Annotated in this window: 18 protein-coding genes; 2 read left to right on the top strand and 16 right to left on the bottom strand. The window is 67.7% G+C overall.

Going from position 1 to position 17,901, the window contains the following annotated elements; translation table 11 throughout:
* Positions 1–86 precede the first annotated feature (86 nt).
* Positions 87–1,070, bottom strand: coding sequence for an amidohydrolase family protein (locus VKZ50_15205; protein HLJ61072.1), 984 nt, complete (start codon positions 1,068–1,070; stop codon positions 87–89).
* A gap of 98 nt (positions 1,071–1,168) precedes the next feature.
* Entirely contained in the window at positions 1,169–2,014 is an 846-nt protein-coding gene (locus VKZ50_15200; protein HLJ61071.1) for a CoA ester lyase, read from the bottom strand.
* A gap of 104 nt (positions 2,015–2,118) precedes the next feature.
* Between VKZ50_15200 and VKZ50_15195 the strand changes: the two genes are divergently transcribed.
* On the top strand, positions 2,119–2,769 hold the full coding sequence (locus tag VKZ50_15195; protein ID HLJ61070.1) for a hypothetical protein: 651 nt from the start codon (positions 2,119–2,121) through the stop codon (positions 2,767–2,769).
* A 76-nt stretch (positions 2,770–2,845) separates the two neighbouring features.
* Here VKZ50_15195 and VKZ50_15190 read toward each other — a convergent pair whose 3' ends face one another.
* From VKZ50_15190 to VKZ50_15135, 12 genes are all read right to left on the bottom strand, one after another.
* A complete protein-coding gene (locus VKZ50_15190; GenBank protein ID HLJ61069.1) occupies positions 2,846–3,190 on the bottom strand; it encodes a DUF4870 domain-containing protein in 345 nt (114 codons plus the stop codon).
* A gap of 160 nt (positions 3,191–3,350) precedes the next feature.
* Positions 3,351–4,361, bottom strand: coding sequence for a galactitol-1-phosphate 5-dehydrogenase (locus tag VKZ50_15185; GenBank protein HLJ61068.1), 1,011 nt, complete (start codon positions 4,359–4,361; stop codon positions 3,351–3,353).
* A 146-nt stretch (positions 4,362–4,507) separates the two neighbouring features.
* Positions 4,508–4,912, bottom strand: a complete 405-nt coding sequence (locus VKZ50_15180; GenBank protein ID HLJ61067.1) for a PIN domain-containing protein — start codon at positions 4,910–4,912, stop codon at positions 4,508–4,510.
* Positions 4,909–5,157: a type II toxin-antitoxin system prevent-host-death family antitoxin gene (locus VKZ50_15175; protein ID HLJ61066.1), complete on the bottom strand. Its 249-nt coding sequence runs from the start codon at positions 5,155–5,157 to the stop codon at positions 4,909–4,911. Before VKZ50_15175 ends, VKZ50_15180 begins: the two co-directional genes overlap by 4 nt.
* 171 nt (positions 5,158–5,328) lie before the next feature.
* Positions 5,329–5,868 carry a DinB family protein gene (locus VKZ50_15170; GenBank protein ID HLJ61065.1) on the bottom strand — a complete coding sequence of 180 codons (540 nt, stop codon included), beginning with the start codon at positions 5,866–5,868 and terminating at the stop codon, positions 5,329–5,331.
* A gap of 11 nt (positions 5,869–5,879) precedes the next feature.
* A complete protein-coding gene (locus tag VKZ50_15165; protein HLJ61064.1) occupies positions 5,880–6,164 on the bottom strand; it encodes a hypothetical protein in 285 nt (94 codons plus the stop codon).
* A gap of 166 nt (positions 6,165–6,330) precedes the next feature.
* The gene (locus tag VKZ50_15160) at positions 6,331–7,968 is read right to left on the bottom strand and encodes a thiamine pyrophosphate-requiring protein (protein ID HLJ61063.1); all 1,638 of its coding nucleotides are present in this window, start codon (positions 7,966–7,968) and stop codon (positions 6,331–6,333) included.
* Positions 7,969–8,063: 95 nt separating this feature from the next.
* Complete coding sequence (locus VKZ50_15155) at positions 8,064–9,758, bottom strand: AMP-binding protein (GenBank protein HLJ61062.1); 1,695 nt, start codon at positions 9,756–9,758, stop codon at positions 8,064–8,066.
* A 248-nt stretch (positions 9,759–10,006) separates the two neighbouring features.
* Positions 10,007–10,957, bottom strand: coding sequence for an XdhC family protein (locus VKZ50_15150; protein ID HLJ61061.1), 951 nt, complete (start codon positions 10,955–10,957; stop codon positions 10,007–10,009).
* Positions 10,958–11,069: 112 nt separating this feature from the next.
* Positions 11,070–13,436 carry an aerobic carbon-monoxide dehydrogenase large subunit gene (locus tag VKZ50_15145; protein HLJ61060.1) on the bottom strand — a complete coding sequence of 789 codons (2,367 nt, stop codon included), beginning with the start codon at positions 13,434–13,436 and terminating at the stop codon, positions 11,070–11,072.
* Complete coding sequence (locus VKZ50_15140) at positions 13,436–13,909, bottom strand: (2Fe-2S)-binding protein (GenBank protein HLJ61059.1); 474 nt, start codon at positions 13,907–13,909, stop codon at positions 13,436–13,438. The genes VKZ50_15145 and VKZ50_15140 overlap by 1 nt, the downstream gene beginning before the upstream one ends.
* 5 nt (positions 13,910–13,914) lie before the next feature.
* Positions 13,915–14,790 carry a xanthine dehydrogenase family protein subunit M gene (locus VKZ50_15135; GenBank protein HLJ61058.1) on the bottom strand — a complete coding sequence of 292 codons (876 nt, stop codon included), beginning with the start codon at positions 14,788–14,790 and terminating at the stop codon, positions 13,915–13,917.
* Positions 14,791–15,120: 330 nt separating this feature from the next.
* Here VKZ50_15135 and VKZ50_15130 point away from each other — a divergent pair, with 330 nt between their 5' ends.
* Positions 15,121–15,879, top strand: a complete 759-nt coding sequence (locus VKZ50_15130) for an isochorismatase family cysteine hydrolase (GenBank protein ID HLJ61057.1) — start codon at positions 15,121–15,123, stop codon at positions 15,877–15,879.
* Here VKZ50_15130 and VKZ50_15125 read toward each other — a convergent pair.
* Complete coding sequence (locus VKZ50_15125; protein ID HLJ61056.1) at positions 15,876–16,856, bottom strand: threonine/serine dehydratase; 981 nt, start codon at positions 16,854–16,856, stop codon at positions 15,876–15,878. The two genes, VKZ50_15130 and VKZ50_15125, sit on opposite strands and share 4 nt — an antisense overlap.
* 21 nt (positions 16,857–16,877) lie before the next feature.
* The gene (locus tag VKZ50_15120; GenBank protein ID HLJ61055.1) at positions 16,878–17,711 is read right to left on the bottom strand and encodes a creatininase family protein; all 834 of its coding nucleotides are present in this window, start codon (positions 17,709–17,711) and stop codon (positions 16,878–16,880) included.
* Between the last annotated feature and the right edge of the window lie 190 nt (positions 17,712–17,901).

Here is a 17,901-nt window from a genome sequence, read left to right as displayed (position 1 = left end):
CCGATCGCGGCGCCGCCGGTTTCCACCCTAGCAGGCGCCGATGACGCGCCCATGACGGGGGACCGGTGCCGGGGTCGATGGTGCGGCTACAACGCCAGCAGACGCGCGGCGTTCCCGCCGAGGATCCCCGCCTTGACGGCGTCCGCGACCGGGAGCGCCCGGAGGCTCTCCAGCATCTTTGGAATGCTGCCGATCTGATGAGGATAGTCGCTACCCGCGAGGAGGTGGTCGGCGCCCGCGAACTCGATCGCGAGACGCAACGCGTTCGTGTCGAAGTTGACGGTATCGTACCAGCACTGGCTCTTGAGGTACTCGCTCGGCGCTTTCCGGATGTGCTGCCGGCACTCCCGGAACGCCTCGTACCCGCGGTCGAGCCGCTCGACCAGGTATGGGATCGTGCCGCCCAGGTGGCTCAGCACCCATCGGATCCGCGGGAAGCGCTCGAGCACGCCCGCGAAAACCAAGTGGGCGGCGGCGAGCGTCGTATCGAGCAGGAACCCCACGAGCGGCATCAACCAGTATTCGGTCATCGCCTCCACCCCCACCGGGGACGTGGGATGGATGTGCAGGATCGCGCCGCGATCGTTGGCGACCTCGTACAACGGCCAGAACCGGCGGTCGGCCAGCGCGACGCCGTTCACGTTGCTGAACAGCATCGCGCCGCGAAACCCGAGCTGGGTCACGCAGCGCTCCAACTCCGCGACCGATGCGGCAGGGTCGTTGAGCGGCAGCGTCGCAAGCGCGCTGAAGTGCCGACCGCGCTCCGCCACCACCCCGGCGAACGCGTCGTTCACCAGCTTCGCGAGTGCCACCGCCCGTTCGGGCCGCTCGACGTGCGTCCCTGGCGTGGTCAGGGTCAACACCTGGCGGTCGACGCCGTGCTCGGCCAGGACGTGTTCCCGGTAGGCGATGTCGCGATGCCCGCGCACGGCGATGTTGTAGTCGCCCGGGTAGTGGAGCAGCGGATTCCCCGCTTGATCGTGCGTGACCCGGACGTTGCCGGGATCCTTAGCGAGCGCGTCGAGATACGCGGGCGGATAGAAGTGGTCGTGCACGTCGATGACCGGCACCGGAGAACCCCCTGCGCGGAGCGAATGACGAGCGTCGGGCGCTGTGGTGCTTCGCCGGGACCGGTCGTGAGCCTGCACGTACTATCCGCCCGCGGCCCTCAGCGGGACGCGAGACTGACGACGCGCTTTGCCGATCGGTACACCGGCACATCGATCATCTTGCCGTCGACCTCGCAGACCCCGCCCGCAGCGCGCTCGTACGCTTCCACGACGCGCCGCGCGTGAGCCACCTCGTCGGCCGACGGGGTGAACACACTCAAGATCGGTGCGATCTGCCTCGGGTGCACGGCCATCTTGCCGGTGTACCCGAGCGCCTTGCTCCGCCGGGCTTCCTCGATCAGCGGGCCGTCGTCGGGATCCCGCAGACGCAGATACGGCACGTCCCACGCGACGATCCCCGCGCCCGCGGCCGCACGCACGACGTGCGCGCGGTGCGCCAGCATCGGCTCCCAGGCCAGCTCCGCGCCGAGGTCGGCGGCGAGGTCCACCGCGCCGAACACCAGCGCGACCACGCCGGGCTGCCGCGCGATGTCCTCGGCGTGACGCAGCCCCAGCGCGGTCTCGATCAGCGGGATGAACAGCGCCGGGCGGGGAGCGAGCACGCAGGCGAGCAGGTGGAGCTCGGCCGGGTGCTCCGCCTTGGGTACAAGGATCGCGTCCGGGCGGACGTTGCCGTCGGCAAGCGCGGAGACGTCCTTGAACCCGGCCGGCGTTTGCAGACTGTTGATGCGCAGACAGCGGAGGAACCCATCGCCGAGCGGCGCGGTCCTCAGGTAGTCGATCGCGACGGCGCGCGCGGCGTCCTTCTGGGCGCTGCCGACGGCGTCCTCGAGATCGAGAATCTGGCCGTCCGCCCCGGTCGACGGCGCTTTGGCGAATCGGTCCGACCGGTCGCCCGGCGTAAACAGCAGCGTCCTGACGGTGGAGAAACTGGTCTCCGGCATCGCCGAGAGGTTCGCGGCCAGATTGTGAAGGGCCTCCCCCTGAACTCGGGACCAGCGGCCGCGGTCGTCCCGGCGCTCCGGTTGGGCTGGCTCGGGACGTGTCCATGGTCATCGCATTCGCCCCGGCGTCCGCGGACCACGTGATCGGTGGACGGCACTCCCGGAGCCGCGCGACCGCGCCGGGAGGAGTTGATCGGGACGTTGAGAACGCGATCATGCACATGCATGTCGTTCTGAGCCTGAGGGGTCTCGCTGCGGCAACCGTGGCCGCGTGCCTCATCGGCGGCGCGGCGTACGCCGACGCCGCCCACGAGATCGTGCCCGGTCAGCGCATTGGGCCGGTGCTGTTGGGCGAGCCGCTTGCGCGCGCCGTAGCGGCCCTGGGGCCGTATCGATCTAGCGCCGTGCTCACGGAGACGCCGGTGCGCCTTCGCGAGTACCGCTGGTACACGAACACGTCCCACGGAAGCGAGGTCCCCGCGGCGGCCAGCGGCTTCGCGGTCACGTGCCTTCCCGACAACCGGATCACCCAGGTGAACGTGCGGTACCTGCCCGCCTACGCCACGCCGCAGAATCTCCACACATCGGGACCCAGGGGCGCGCGCGGCTCCAGCCTGTTGAACGTGACGCTGGCCATGGGACAGCCCGGCACGCTCACGGCCGGGCAACCCGGCATGCGCAAGATGGAATACGCGGGCGTCCGGTTCTGGATCGACACCGACACCCAAATGGCGGCGCGCATCGACATATTCTAGCGCCGCGGCGCCGTCCGACGCCTCCGTCGGCTCGCGCGATGCGCGTTCCCGCCACGCGAGAAGATTGCCGTCGGTGTCACGCCGCGTACTTCCGGGCCCAGTCGCTCACAAACGGAATGGAAAACTCCCGCCCGTTGTACGCCTGGACCGCGTAGTAGATCGACACCACGATAAACACGGGCCACAGGAGCGGGTAGAACAAGAACAACCAGTGCAGGAACGGCAGGCTGGCCACGAACACCCACGCGAAGAACAGAATGACCCACCCGATGGCCCAGAAGAGAGCCGTCCACCCGTGGTGCCGCATGAATGGGTCCTTCTTGATGTCGGTGAGCACGATGATCAACGCGATGATCCAGATCGGGTACGCGAGCGCCGCGAGCAACCGCTGCGACTGTTCAGGGGCAGCAGGAGCACTCATGGGATGAAGTCCCCCCTTCTTTTGGTTCCGAGGGGCCAAGATTCCCGGTTCGCGGTGGGCATCCTGCGTCCCGGACGATCGCCCTACGTCCGGCGCCCCGATCCCGGATACCGCAGTCCAGACGACCTACCCCGCAGCCGAGTGCGCGCGACCCTCGTCGCTACGGCGCGAGGATGATCTTGGCCGCGCTCACGTCCCCGCCCAAGAGCCGTTCGAACGCCGCGGGCCCGTCCTCGAGCGGTCGCTCCTCCAGCCACGGGCCCGCCTCAAGGATCCCCGCGCCGAGTAACGAGAACGCGCGCTCGAAGGTCTCCGCCCGATAGGCGAATGACCCGGTGATCGCCGTCTCGTTCCGCACGATGTCGTTCACGGGAAACGCGGATTCGGCCTCGTGCAACCCCACGAGCACGACGCGCCCGCCGCGCCGGGCCGCGCGAACGGCCGTCTGACGTGTGACGGTCAGCCCGACGGCGTCAACGGCGACGTCGACCCCCGCGCCGCCGGTGAGTGCCTGTGCACCCGTTGCCGCGTCGGCGGTTCCGTCGAACACGTGCGTGGCGCCCCAGGCGAGGGCCGTGCGAAGACGCGCGGGGTTCGTGTCGGTACAGGCGAGCACACCAGCGCCGGCGCGCCGGGCCACCGCCAGCACGCACAGTCCGATCGTACCGCTCCCCAGGACGAGCACGCTGTCACCGGGCGCGATCTGGGCGAGCTCGACCGCGCGCACCGCGCACGCCAGCGGCTCCGTCATCGCGGCCGTGACCGGCCCCATCTCCGCGGGCACTGGATAGCAGTTCTGGACAGGAACCGCAACCAGATTCGCAAACGCGCCGGCGCGGTGCGCGCCGATAATCTCCCGCCGGGCGCAGAGGTTTTGAGCGCCTGCGCGGCAGGCGCGGCATTCGCCGCACGACAGCAACGGGTTCACCGTGACCCGCTGACCGCGGACGAGGCGGCTGCCGGGGGGGACGTCCTCCACGCGGCCGCAGAACTCATGCCCCATGATCAGCGGTGGTTTCCGGATGCTGCTCTCGCCGAGGTAGCCGGAAAGCTCCGAACCGCAGATACCGACGGCCTCTACCCGGATGATCGCCTCGCTCGATCGGAGCTTCGGCTCGTCGACCTGCTCCAGCATCATCGACCGGGGACCGCGCCACACCAACGCGTGCATCTTAGCCTCCCTACCCAGGGCACCACCCTACGGGTTCAGCGCGTTTAGGTGTTCCCGTCCGTATCCTGTTGCGTTGACAACTGAACCTCCGCGCCGCGACTCGTGCGCCCTCAGATCGTCATTTCGATACGGGCGTTCGGGAAGGGTCACACGCGGATAACCTGCACGCGCGGAATAGCCAGGAAGTCCTCGTCTTGAGTGTACACGGGGAGGTCAAGCGCCACGGCGGTGGCCGCGATCCATGTGTCCATGATTTTGGGACGCTTGCCCTGACACCGCGCCTCGGCCGCGAGCTCCGCAAAGGCCCGCGCGACCGCGGCATCAATCGGCAACGGGTCAAACAAGGCTTCAACAGCGGAAAGCGTGCGGAGACGCTGCGCGCGAACTTGCGGATCCTCGGCCATCACAACCCCGAGATACAACTCCGCGATCGTCACCACCGACACCGCCACGGTGTCCGGCAACGCCCCGAGTGGCCGCTGGTTCTCCCGGGCGACGAACACCGATGTGTCGAGCAATCCGCGATCGCTCGCACCGGTAGGGAAGGTCACAGCTCCTCTATAGTGGCGCCGGTCACTGCCGTTATCTGCCTCGTGAATGCGCGGTCGAGCGGGGCACGCTCGATGAGTCGTGCAACCGCATCACGCGGCACGAAATTCCGTCGGGCTCCGCCGATTGGGACGAGGTCGGCGACGGGCCGGCCGTTTACGGTAATTCGCACTTCCTGGCCACGCTCCACTTGCCGCAGCACTTGCCCGATTCGGTTTCGTAGTTCCCGTTGAGGAATAATCTTCATAGCTCTAGTGTAGCATATGTGCTACATCCCGTCACGAGGAATCGTGATCTGTCTCCGCGGCCTCGCGTTAGGGACGGAACAGCTTAGTAGTTCGTCCGGCCTGTGCTGCATCGCGACGCGTCTCCCTTGGGGACGGGTCTCCCACCGCCTTTGGCACACTATAGGGAGACGTCATGCGTCATGGTCCACCATGGGCGTGCGTCTCCACATCAGACGCGAATAGTCCAAGTTTTCCGCGCTCACACCCGCCTGCCGGAGCATGGCCATCACCTGGGCGCGATGATGCACCTCGTGGAAGAGCAGTTGGCCCGCGATGCCACCGGCCGTGGTCTCCGTGCGCATCGGCGGGCTGAACGAACGCGAAAGGTATTCGATGCGGCGGGTCGCATCACCCATGCGGACCAACGCCCCGCGGGTCGTCTCAGCCTGCTGCCGCCAAGCGCTCGCAAGCGGCGCCAGATCGGGGAAATGGTCCACCGTGAACGGGTTGTCCCCGGGACCGTAGTCGATGCCGGCCAGCCGGTTGGCATAATTCCATTCCGCGGCAGCGAGATGCACCAGCGTCATGCGAATCGAACCCAACCCGATTGGAAAGTCCCGAGCGTAGACGGAGGCCGGCTGGGCGAGGATCCAGTCTAGGAGCACGGCCCGCGCGCGCACCACATAATCGAAAAAGTGTACGAAATCGATCTGAGGCGACACCGGCTCCATGGGCGCCTCCCTCAACCGGACGCGATGGAACGCCGGCCCAGGAGTTTCGCCGCGCGCGTGCCCGGGCCGCGTCCTTGAGCTCCGACGACGGTCTTCGAACCTCTCACGCTCGGGGCCTTGATCACGAGAAAGTTCGCACGCTTGCTGAGCACGCGCTCGGGCACGTTGCTGACGACGCCCGGCGCGACGACGAAGTACTGCCCCGCTGAGAGCACGATGCGGTGCCCGGCGATGCGTCCCTGGACCCTGCCGCTGAGGAGCAGCGTGCACTCGATCATCTTCGACTCCGTCTTCATCGCGTGTCCGGTAGGACCCGCAGGAAACTCCTGGTACTTCACCTCGACGCGGTTGGTTCGACGCACTCCCCGCGGGACAAAAAACCCGACGAACCACCCACCGCGTCGCTCGGCGAGCGCGTCCTTCCGAAAGTCGCCGACGTAGTATCGGCGTGAACGGGTCGCGCTACTTGAAGATCGAATACTCGATCTCCTTGGCCGTGATGAACTCCAGCAGCGCCGGGGTCCCCTCCTGAGTCTTCCGCACCGCGCGCTGGATCGCCGGCACGATCTGTGACGGCTCCGTCACCCGCTCTCCGTGGCCGCCCAGCGCCTGCGCGAGCGCCGCGTAGTTGCCGGAGATGTCGGTACTCCGGTACTTTGCCGTGGCCACCTGCATGATGGGCAACTCGATCGCCATGCTGAAGTTGTTGAACAACACGGAGAGGATCGGGATGCGCTCGCGCGCCGCGGTCTCGAAGTCCATGCCGGTAAACCCGATCGCCGCGTCGCCCCAGACGTTGATGCACAGCTTCTCCGGCTGCGCCAGCTTCGCGCCCATCGCGAGCCCGAGCCCGTACCCCAACTGGGTCGTCTTGCCCCACCCGATGTAGGACAGCGGCGCCTCCGTGACCCAGAACGGCGAAAGCTGGTCGCGCGGGCTGCCCGCGTCGTGCGTAATGATCGTATTGGGCACGTCGACGGTGTGCAGCAGGTCCCAGATGACCCGGTACGGGGACAGCGGCACTTCGCCGGACGTCAGCTTCGGCATCCACCGCTCGAGCCACGGCCCGCGGACCGCCGTGATCTCGGCGGCCGTCTTCGCCGCCTGCTCGCGGCGGGGCGTCCGCACCCGCTCCTTCACGGCGGCGAGCACCGCGTCGAGCGTGAGCCCCGCGTCACCCAGCAGCACATGGTCCGCCGGCACGTCCTTGTTCAGGTCGGCCGGGTCGAGCGTGGCGTGGATGAGGACCTTGCCGGGCGGCATCGGCACGGCGTAGTTGGTCGTCGCGAAGCTGCAGCCGATTCCGAAGATCACGTCGGCGCGCTGCAAGAACTCGTGGACGGGCTGGGGGACGGATCGGCCTCCCGATCCAAGCGACAGGGGATGAGTCTCCGGGAACGCGCTCTTCCCCTGGAGGCTCGTCGTCACCGGGGCGCCGAGCCACTCCGCCAGCTCGCGAAGCACCGCCCACGCGCGCGCGTAGTGCACGCCCTGCCCCGCGTACACGACCGGACGGGCGGCCCCGACGAGGACGTCCGCGACCGCCTCGACCGCCTGCGGGTCCGGGCCGGTGCGCACGCCCGTCACCGCGCGGTAGGTCAGGGGCTCGGGGATCTCCTCGACGAGCACGTCGGTCGGGAACTCGACGAGCACCGGCCGCGGCCGGCCGGTCCGGACCTGCGTGAACGCGCGTCGCATCGCGGCCGGCGCTTCGCGCGCGAGCAGCACCTGCTCCGACCACTTGGTGACGTGGCGATAGTTCAGCGCGGAGTTGAAGTTGGGCGGCACGTTGGTGAGGCGGCGGGGATAACCGGCCGGCAGCACGACGATCGGCACTGAGTCGCCGTACGCCTGCGCCACGCCGCCGAACGAGTTCTCCGCGCCGGGGCCGTGCTGCATCGCGAACACGCCGATCGTCTGTCCCGAGGACAGCCGGCTCACCGCGTCGGCCATGTGCAGCCCGGTCCGCTCCTGCCGAATGATGATGGTCCGGATGTCGGCGACCGCCGCCGCTTCGATGATGGGGTTCACGGGGTAGCCGATCAGAAACGTCACGCCCTCGCGCTTGAGGATCTCGGCCACGGCCGTCGCCACGTTCATCTCTGTGCCTCCCTCATGGAGCGTTCCATCGCAGAACGCGATCGCGTCACCGTACGACGCGCCTGCTGGACCGCTGCCGGGTCAGACGCGCGGTCTCAGCGACTGAACTCGACAAAGTCCTCCTCCCAAAACTCCTGGACGCCGCGTCGCTTCTCCTCGTGGCGCGCCTGCTCGCGCTCTCTCAACTCGATTCGCCGGATCTTCCCCGAGATGGTCTTCGGGAGCTCGCAGAACTCGAGGCGCCGGATGCGCTTGTACGGGGCGAGGCGCTCGCGCGCAAACGTGAAGATGGCCCGCGCCGTTTCCTCGGTCGGCTCGACGCCGGGCTTGAGCACGAGGAACGCCTTCGGCACGCTCAACCGAATCGCGTCCGGGCTCGGGACCACCGCGGCCTCGGCGACCGCGGCGTGCTCGATCAGCGCGCTCTCGAGCTCGAACGGGCTGATTCGGTAGTCCGAGCTCTTGAACACGTCGTCGGCCCGGCCGACGTACCAGAAGTAGCCGTCCCCGTCCCGCGACGCCACGTCGCCCGTCAGATAGTAGTCTCCGGCGCGCGCGGCGTCCGCCTCTGGACCGCCGAGGTATCCCTCCATCAACCCGACGGGGCGGGGGCGAAGCGCGACCGAGATCTGGCCCTCGTCGGCCGGCTGCCCTGCCGCGTCCAGGAGCGCCAGACGATAGCCGGGCAGCGGCCGTCCCATCGACCCGAGCTTGACCGGCTGGCCCGGGGTATTCCCGACTAGGGCCGTGGTTTCGGTCTGTCCGTATCCGTCCCGGATCGTCAGATTCCAGGCCGCGCGCACCTGTTCGATCACTTCGGGATTCAACGGTTCGCCCGCGCTCGCCACCTCGCGGAGCCGCACCGGGTAAGCAGGCAGATCCTCCAGGATCAGCATCCGCCACACGGTGGGAGGCGCGCAGAGCGACGTCACGCCGCCGCGCGCCACGGCGCCGAGGATCTGCTTGGCGTCGAAGCGCGGCTGATTGTACACGAAGATCGTGGCGCCAGCGTTCCAGGGCGCAAACAGACTGCTCCAGGCGTGTTTGGCCCAGCCTGGGGAGCTGATGTTGTAGTGGACGTCGCCCTCGCGCAGGCCGAGCCAGTACATCGTGGAGAGGTGCCCGACCGGGTAGCTCCGGTGCGTGTGCATGGCCATTTTGGGCTTGGCGGTGGTCCCGGACGTGAAGTACAGCAGCAGCAGGTCGCTCGCCCGAGTCTCGCCGTCGGGCGCGAAGCGCGCGGGCGCCGCGTAGACGTCCGCGTACGGTGTCCAGCCCGCGACCGCGCCGCCGACCGCGATCCGCGTCCCGGGTCCCGGAAACCCGCCGAGCCGCTCGGCCGCGGCGGCATCGACGACGAGATGCCCGAGCCCACCCCGCGCGATCCGGTCCTCGAGGTCGGCCCGGTTGAGCAGCGTCGTCGCGGGGCTCACCACCGCGCCGAGCTTCATCGCCGCGAGCGTGACCTCCCACAGAGGGACGACGTTCCCGAGCATGAGCAGGATCCGGTCGCCCCGGCGAACGCCGCGGCCGCGCAGGAAGTTGGCGACGCGATTCGACCGCTCGCTGAGCTCGGCAAACGTCAGCGCCTCCTCCGGCGCAGACTCCGACACGATCCGAAGCGCGGCGCGATGATTCCCCTCGGCGTACCCGCCAAAGTAATCCAGCGCCCAGTTGAAGTGCGACGGCTCCGGAGGCATGAAGCCCTGATAGGCGGCCTCGTAGTCCTCGCGTCGCGCGATCAAGAAGTCCCGCGCCTCTCGAAAGGCCCTGCCGGCGCTCCGGTTCATGGCTCACCCCCTTCGCGAGTCGCCCAGACGGGCGGTCGAAGATCGCACACGAGCAACAAGCCGGGGGAACGCGAGTCGGTCTTCCGACCTGCCCACGTGTTCTCCTCCCGCCGGGGGCGTCGGAAGAGGGCGGTGTCGCGGAGGTGGCAGACCCGACCGGGTGGCCGGCAGGGCGGGCGCCGTGTGGCCCTGGCGGACAGCGGAGATGCAGCGCCTGCCTCGCGCCCGCCAGGCGGTGCGCACGCGTCCTATCCGGCGGCGCCCTCTACGTATCGCGCGGGATCCTTGTCGAACACGCGCTTGCAGCGGGCACAGCAGAAATAGAAGCTCCGGCTTCCGACGTCCGACCGGTACGTCGCAGAGGCGATCTCGACGTCCATGCCGCAGATCGGGTCCCGGGCCACGGTCTCGGCGGCCGCGACCACCCCCTCAACGCCCGGGGCATCCGCGCGCGCCTCGCTCCTGGATACCTGGACGATCTCTGCTAAGATGCTCGCGGCAATTTCGTTCGGGTGCACCGCGCCGATGTCGAGTCCGGCCGGGGCCTTGAGCCGGCCAAGCTGCTCGGCCGGCACGCCTCGGTCGCGCAGGACCCCCAGGACCGCCTGCGCGCGCTTCCGGCTGGCCACGAGGCTCACGTATCGCGCGTTGGTCCGAAGCGCGCGCTCGACCGCGTCTTCGTCGAAGGTGCCGTGGGTGACGACGACGATGAACGTTTGACGCGTCACGTGCACCTGCGACACCCGCTCCACGGAGGCCTCGGACGCGACGCGCTCGACGGCGAAGTCCATCGCCCCGCCGAGTTTCGCCAGCGTCTCGACCACGGGCCCTTTCCCGACCAGCACCACGTGCAACCTCGGCAGCATCGGCTCAACGAAGATCTCGAGGGTCCCGCCGCTGTGGCATGTCATGGGATACTCCAGCACGCCTTCCCGCTCTCCGGGCCCTGTGCCGCCCTCACCCACGAGGGCGATGAGCCGCGGATGACCGTCCGCGAGGGCCCGCAGCGCCTCTTTCACGACCACCGGCTCGGCGCAGCTCCCTCCGACCCATCCCGAGATCGTCCCGTCTTTGCGCACGACCGCCTTGGCCCCCGGCTTCGCTGAGGTCGGGCGGTCGCAGCGCACCACCGTGGCCAGCGCAAACGGCTCGCCGGAAGCGGCCAGCTCGTGCGTCAGGGCGAGGAGATCAAGCGCCATGCGTGCGCCGCTCCAGCGTCACGCACCCGCCGCCGGGGCCGGCCGTTCCCTCCCCGGCGGCAGGCAGAACCTCCGCGGTCGCGCGAGCGGCGACGGCCACCGAGCCGCCTCTCTACTCCGTAACCTTCGCGTCGCGCAGCGCCTTCCACACCTTCGCGGGCGTGATCGGGATGTCGATGTTCCGCACCCCGAGGTGCCACAGGGCGTCCACGACCGCGTTCGCGATCGCCGCCGGGGCGCCCACGGTGGCCGACTCGCCGACGCCCTTCGCGCCGAGCGGATGGTGCGGAGACGGCGTCGTGGTCTTGTCCGTCTCCCAACTCGGCGTTTCCATCGCCGTGGGCAGCAGGTAGTCCATGAAGCTGCCCCCGCGGATGTTGCCGTTCTCATCGTAGGAGATCTCCTCGAACAGCGCCGGCGCGAGCCCCATGGTGAGGCCGCCGTGGATCTGCCCGTCGACGATCATCGGGTTGATGATGTTGCCGCAGTCATCGATCGCGACGAACCGGCGGATCTTCACCTCGCCGGTCCCTTTGTCGATGTCGACGACGCAGATGTAGCTCCCGAAGGGGTAGGTCAGGTTGGGCGGGTCGTAGTACGAGACCGCCTCGAGCCCCGCCTCCATGCCCTGCGGGTGGTTCGTGTACGCGGCGAACGCGATGTCCTGGATCGTCTTCGAACGCTGCGGCGCGCCCTTCACCGAAAACTTGCCGGGCTCCCACACCAGGTCCTCTTCGGCCGCCTCGAGCAGGTAGGCGGCGATCTTGCGGGCCTTCGTCAAGATCTTGCGGGACGCCATCGCCGTGGCCGCGCCGGCGACCGGGGTGGACCGGCTCGCGTACGTACCGAGGCCGTAGGGGGCGGTGTCGGTGTCCCCTTCCTCCACCTGGATGTCGGCGGCCGGGATCCCGAGTTCCTCCGCGATGATCTGGGCGTAGGTGGTCTCGTGCCCCTGGCCCTGCGACTTCGTGCCGAACCGCGCGATCGCTTTCCCGGTCGGGTGGATGCGGATCTCCGCGCTGTCGAACATCTTGAGCCCAAGGATGTCGAAGTCCTTCGACGGGCCGGCACCGACGATCTCGGTGAAGCTGCTGATGCCGATCCCCATCAGTTCGCCCCGCTTGCGCTTCTCCGTCTGCTCGCGGCGCAGGTCCGCGTAGCCGATCTTTTCCATCGCCTTCAGAAGCGCGCCGGCGTAGTTGCCGCTGTCGTACTCCCACCCCAACGCCGACTTGTACGGGAACTGGTCCGGCCGGATGAAGTTCTTCATGCGGAATTCCGCCGGATCGATCCCGAGCTGGTGCGCCATGTTGTCCGCCATCCGCTCGATCGTCATCACGGCCTCGGTGACGCGGAACGAGCAGCGGTAGGCGATCCCCCCGGGTGGCTTGTTGGTATACACACCGTCCACTTCCACGTGGGCCGCCTTGAAGTCGTACGAACCGGTGCAGATGTGGAACAGCCCGGCGGGAAACTTGGACGGGTTGGCCGCGGCGTCGGTGTAGCCGTGGTCGGCGATCGTCTTGATCCGGAGCGCCGTCAGCCGACCGTCCTTCTTCGCCGCGAGCTCGGCGGTGATGTGGTAGTCGCGGGCGAAGGAGTCGGCCTGGAGGTTCTCCATCCGGTCTTCCATCCACTTGACCGGCTTCCCGGTCAGCACGGAGGCCGCGACCGCGATGACATACCCCGGATAGACCGGGACCTTGCCGCCGAACCCGCCGCCGATGTCCGGGGAGATGATCCGGATCTTGTGCTCGGCCAGGCCGACGTGCCCCGCGACCAGCGCGAACACGGTGCGGATCGCGTGCGGTGCCTGCGTGGTCATCCAGACGGTGAGCTTCCCCTGCACCCGGTCGAAATCGGCGACGCAACCGCACGTTTCGATCGACGCGACGTGGATGCGTGGAATGTAGATGTCTTCCTTGACCGTCACGTCGGCGTCCTGGAACGCGCGGTCGGTGGCGGCCCCGTCGCCCCACTCCCAGTGCCAGATGTGATTGTCTTTCTTGTCCTTCTTGTCGGTCCGGAGCACCGGCGCGCCCGGTTCGAGCGCCTTCTTCGGGTCGACGACGACGGGCAGCGGCTCGTAGTCGACCTCCACCGCTGCGGCGCCGTCGGCCGCGATGTAGCGCTCGGTCGCGAGGACCGCGGCCACCTCCTGCGCCTGGTACATCACCTTGTCGACGGGGAGCACCATCTGCGTGTCCGACATCAGCGTCGGCATCCAGTGGAGATTGTACTTCTCGAGGTCCTTCCCGGTGATCACCGCGAGCACGCCCGGGATCGCGAGCGCCTTGGAGATATCGATCTTCTTGATCTTGGCGTGCGCGTACGGGCTCCGCACGATGTCCAGGTAGAGCATCCCGGGCAACTGCACGTCGTCGACGTAGGTCCCCTTGCCGCGGATGAAGCGCGGGTCTTCCTTGCGCTTGATCGAATGGCCCATCCCTCCGACTTCGGGCGACGTCCTGGGCACCATCACGCGCCTCCCTGCCGCAGTTTCGCGGCGGCGTACTGGATGGACTTCACGATATTGACGTACCCGGTACACCGGCAGAGGTTGCCGGAGATCGCCCAGCGGATGTCGCCCTCAGTGGGGTTCGGGGTCTCCTTCAGGAACGCGTAGCTGGTCATCAACATGCCGGGGGTGCAGTAGCCGCACTGGAGGCCGTGCTCCTGCATGAACCCCTCCTGGAGCGGGTGCAGCTGCCCGTTCTGCTCCAGGCCTTCGACCGTCATCAGCTCCCGGCCGTCGGCCTGGACGGCGAACACTGTACACGACTTGACCGGCCGCCCATCCAGCAGCACGGTGCAGGCGCCGCAGTGGGTGGTGTCGCACCCGATGTGGGTGCCGGTCAGCCGGAGGACATCGCGGAGCATGTGCACCAGGAGGAGGCGCGGTTCGACGTCCACCTCGCGTTTCTCGCCGTTGATGGTGGTCTGGACGCGCATCGCGCTCACCCGCCCTTCCCGGCTCGCTCGAGCGCCTTCCGCAGCGCTCGGGCGGTGAAGACCCGCACCAGATCCCGCTTGTACGCCTCGGAACCCCGCAGGTCCTCGGCGGGCTCGGACTCCTCGGCGGCCAGTTGAGCCGCCCGCGCGATCGTCGCCTCGTCCGGCCGCTTGCCCTCGAGGGCCGCCTCGGCGCGCACGGCTTTGATCGGTGTCAACCCCACGTTGGTCAGGCCGATGCCGACCCGCTGGCAGGTGCCGTCCGGCGCCAGGGTCAGTTGGACCGCGACCGCCGCCGTGGCGAAGTCCCCAACCTTGCGCTCCAGTTTCAAGTACGCTCCACCGCTTCGGGCCGGCGGCGCCGGTACCCGGATCTCGGTCAAGATCTCGCCGGGCGCCAGCGCGGTCGTGAAGGGCCCGGTAAAGAACCCGGAGGCGGGAATCGTCCGCTCGCCGCGGGGTCCCGTAGCCACGATCTCGGCCCCGAGCGCCAGAATCGTCGCGGGATGATCGTTCGCGGGATCGGCGTGGGCGAGGTTGCCGCAGACCGTCGCGAGATTGCGCACGATGGGGTCGGCGATCATCCTGCTCGTGTCGTGGAGAATCGGATAACGGGTCCGGACGAGCTCCGATTTCTCGAGATCGGACTCGCGTACGAGCGCGCCGATGCGCAGCACGCCGTTGCGCTCCTCAAGGTACGTCAATCCCGGGATCCGGTTGATGTCGACGATGTGCGGCGGCGAGGCAAGCCTCAATTTCATCAGCGGGATGAGACTCTGTCCCCCGGAGAGGATCTTGGCGTCGTCGCCGTACTTGGCAAGCAGGGTCGAGGCTTCTGAGATCGAGGCGGGACGGTGGTACGAAAAACTCGCGGGGATCATCGTCGCCCCCCTTCGTGGATCTTCGCGGATCCTAGCGAGACCGGCCTTCGGAACGGTGGTGCCGTTACCGCACCTGGCCTACGGAGCGCTTCGACTTGCCACGATCATAACACCATCTTGCGGGGTGATCCAGAGTACCGTCACGCGAACAGGTGTGTGCCGCTCGTCGGACGCCTTGCGGCGCTGGACGCGTGGCGCGGAGCGCACACCGCGCGGCGCGCGCCGCCGCTCCGTGTCTCACGAGAACGCGGCATCCGTGGCGAGGACGGCGATATCTGCAGCCGGAGGTACGAGGAGCCACCATGCACGCCCAGAATTTATAAAATCGAGATGGGACATTGGCGAGAACAGCTTGCGACCTGGCGGCTACCGGTACCGGACTTTCCTCTCGTCCCCGAGGAAAGCGCGTTGGTCGTCGTCGATATGCAGTACATGGACGCGCATCCGGACTATGGACTCGGAAAGGTCTTTGCGACGGTTGATCCCAGTCGCGCGCAGTACTACTTCAGCCGCCTGCGAGACACCGTCATCCCGAACCTCCAACGTCTGCTCGAGGTGTTTCGTGCGGCGGGGCTGCGGGTCATCTACTTGACCCTGGGCCCGGTGCTCGCGGACGGCAGCGACCTGTCGCCAAACTTCCGACGCCGGTATCGGCTCGAAGAACGCTCCCTCGGCTTCCAGGTCACCCACCCGGTGGGCACCCCGGAGCACCGCGTCCTCGATGAGATCGCGCCTCGACCGGGTGAACTCGTGATCAACAAAACCGCGAACAGCGCGTTCAACGCGTCCAACATCGACAGAGTCCTCCGCAACTTGGAGGTGCGCACGCTCGTCATCGCAGGCGTGGGGACCGAGGTGTGCGTCGAGACCACGGCCCGAGACGCCGTGGACCGCGGATTCAACGGCGTCATCGTCGAGGACGCCTGCGCCACGCTTGACGACGCGTCCCACAACAGCGCGCTCCTCACGTTCGCACGGTGGTTTGGCAAGGTCGCCTCGACCGACGACGTCATTGCCGAACTTCGGCGGGGCCGCCCGGCTGGTCCCGACCGCGTCGGGCGGACACATCCATCCGAGCGTGAACCCTAGTTCCACTTCAACCCAATGAGCTGCTCGAGGTTCAGGTTGCCCCCGCTCAACACGCACACCACGTTCGAACCCGCCGGCATGTTGATCAGTCCGCGGAGTAGCGCCGCCACCGTGGCGGCCGCGGCTCCCTCCGCCACAAGCTTCTGATAGTTCATCAGCCACAGGACCCCGGCGAAAATCTGCTCGTCGGGCAGCGTCACGATCTCATCGACAAACCGGCTCACGACCGACCGGGTCACCTCGCCGACCCGCTTCACTCGCAGGCCATCGATGATGCAGTCGACATGGTCGAGCGTCACCACGCGCCCGGCCTCGACACTCCGCTTCATGCCGGGCGCGCCCGAGGACTCCACGCCGAAGATGCGCACGGACGGCTTCAGCGCCTTGAGCGCCATCGACACGCCGGAGATCAACCCGCCGCCGCCGATCGGCACCACCGCCGCGTCAATCGAGGGGAGATCGTCGAAGATCTCCAGCCCCAGCGTCCCCTGCCCGGTGATGAGATCCAGATCGTCGAATGGGTGAATATAGGTCATGCCTCTGGCGCGCACCAGCTCAAGGGCTTTCTCGTTCGCTTCATCCCAGATTGTCCCGTGCAACACGACCTCGGCCCCATACGCACGCGTTGCGGCGACTTTGGAGGGTGTGGCGTTCTCCGCCATGACGACGACCGCCGGCATCCCTTCGATGCGTGCGGCCAGGGCAACGCCCTGTGCGTGGTTCCCCGCCGACGAACAGATAACGCCACGCGCCTTTTGCTCCGCGGTCAGCGTACTGAACTTGTTGAGCGGTCCGCGAATCTTGTACGACCCGGTCCGCTGAAACATCTCGGCCTTGAGGTAGACGCGATAACCGGTCGCGTCATTGAGCAGCCGCGACGTCAGCAACGGTGTGTGATGCACGTGCGGAGCCACCTTCGCACGGGCTCGCTCGAAAGCGTCCCGCGTGACGCCCGCCGCAATCGCTTTGTCGATCATCTGGACGCCCTCCGGTCGCGTTCAAATGGGTATGTCGAACGGACGCATCTCCACGGCAACACGGCGAGTCGCGGCGATCAATTCGCACAAGTTGTTCACCTGGGCTTCAAAGATCAGCCGACCCTTTTCCGGGCTCGCCAGCGTCGGGTCCCCGCTCACTCCGGTTGGCCCGGAGCGTGCGAGAAACTCCTTGGGGGTCGACGGCGCCCACACGAAGTTCACGCCGGCCACCGCCGGATCTACGGTCGCGAACCCCGCGAAGCAGAAACGCCCGCTTGGCGGGTGGACCGCGCGACGCGCCTCGCTCATCTTTACGAGGTGCCCATAGCTGTGGAGCATCTGCGACGTCTCATCCTCGCACGCGTGCCCCACCGCGCCAGGCTGCCCCGACGTAATCGCACCGATCTCCACGCGCGCGCTCAACGAGAGGTCGAAGAGCAGAACGTAGCCCCCCGTGCGGTTTCGTACCTTCACCGCGGCGATCTCGATCGGCGGAAGGTTGGCCAACCGGTGCCCGTTGATGATGATGATGCGCTTGAATCCGTGATAGAAGAGACTCTGGCACACATCCTCGACCACAGCCGTCAGCGTTTCGGCCCGAAGCGTGATCGTTCCCGGGTAGGCCATATGATGAGGCGTCCATCCGTACCATACCGGTGGGGCCACCAGCACGCCTGCCCTGGCGCCCGCCCCCTGCGCGACAGCGATCGCCTCCGCCGCATCCGTCATCACCGGGAGGTGTCGCGCGTGCTGCTCAGTCGAGCCCACGGGAAGCAGCACCACGTCGTCCCGCTCCAGGTACGCCTTGATCTCGGGCCACGTGCGCTCGTGCAGCCAGGACGTCTGATCGGACATCGATTGCCCTCCTTGCGTGGTCTGCGCACGCACATACGCGCAACAGAAGGGAGCAGTGCCGTAGCGGTGTGAGCGTCGTCATCTGGTGACCAAGGGACGCCGGATCCGAGACAGGTGCTGGTCGCACCACTGTTCGCGGCGGGGCTGTCCGCCACCTCGTGACGCGAGAGGACTCAGATGAAGCATGACA

Source organism: bacterium (assembly GCA_035295165.1).
Taxonomy (GTDB): domain Bacteria; phylum Sysuimicrobiota; class Sysuimicrobiia; order Sysuimicrobiales; family Segetimicrobiaceae; genus JAJPIA01.
Note: the sequence above shows the minus strand (reverse complement) of the source record. Positions and strands in the feature narration are given on the sequence as shown.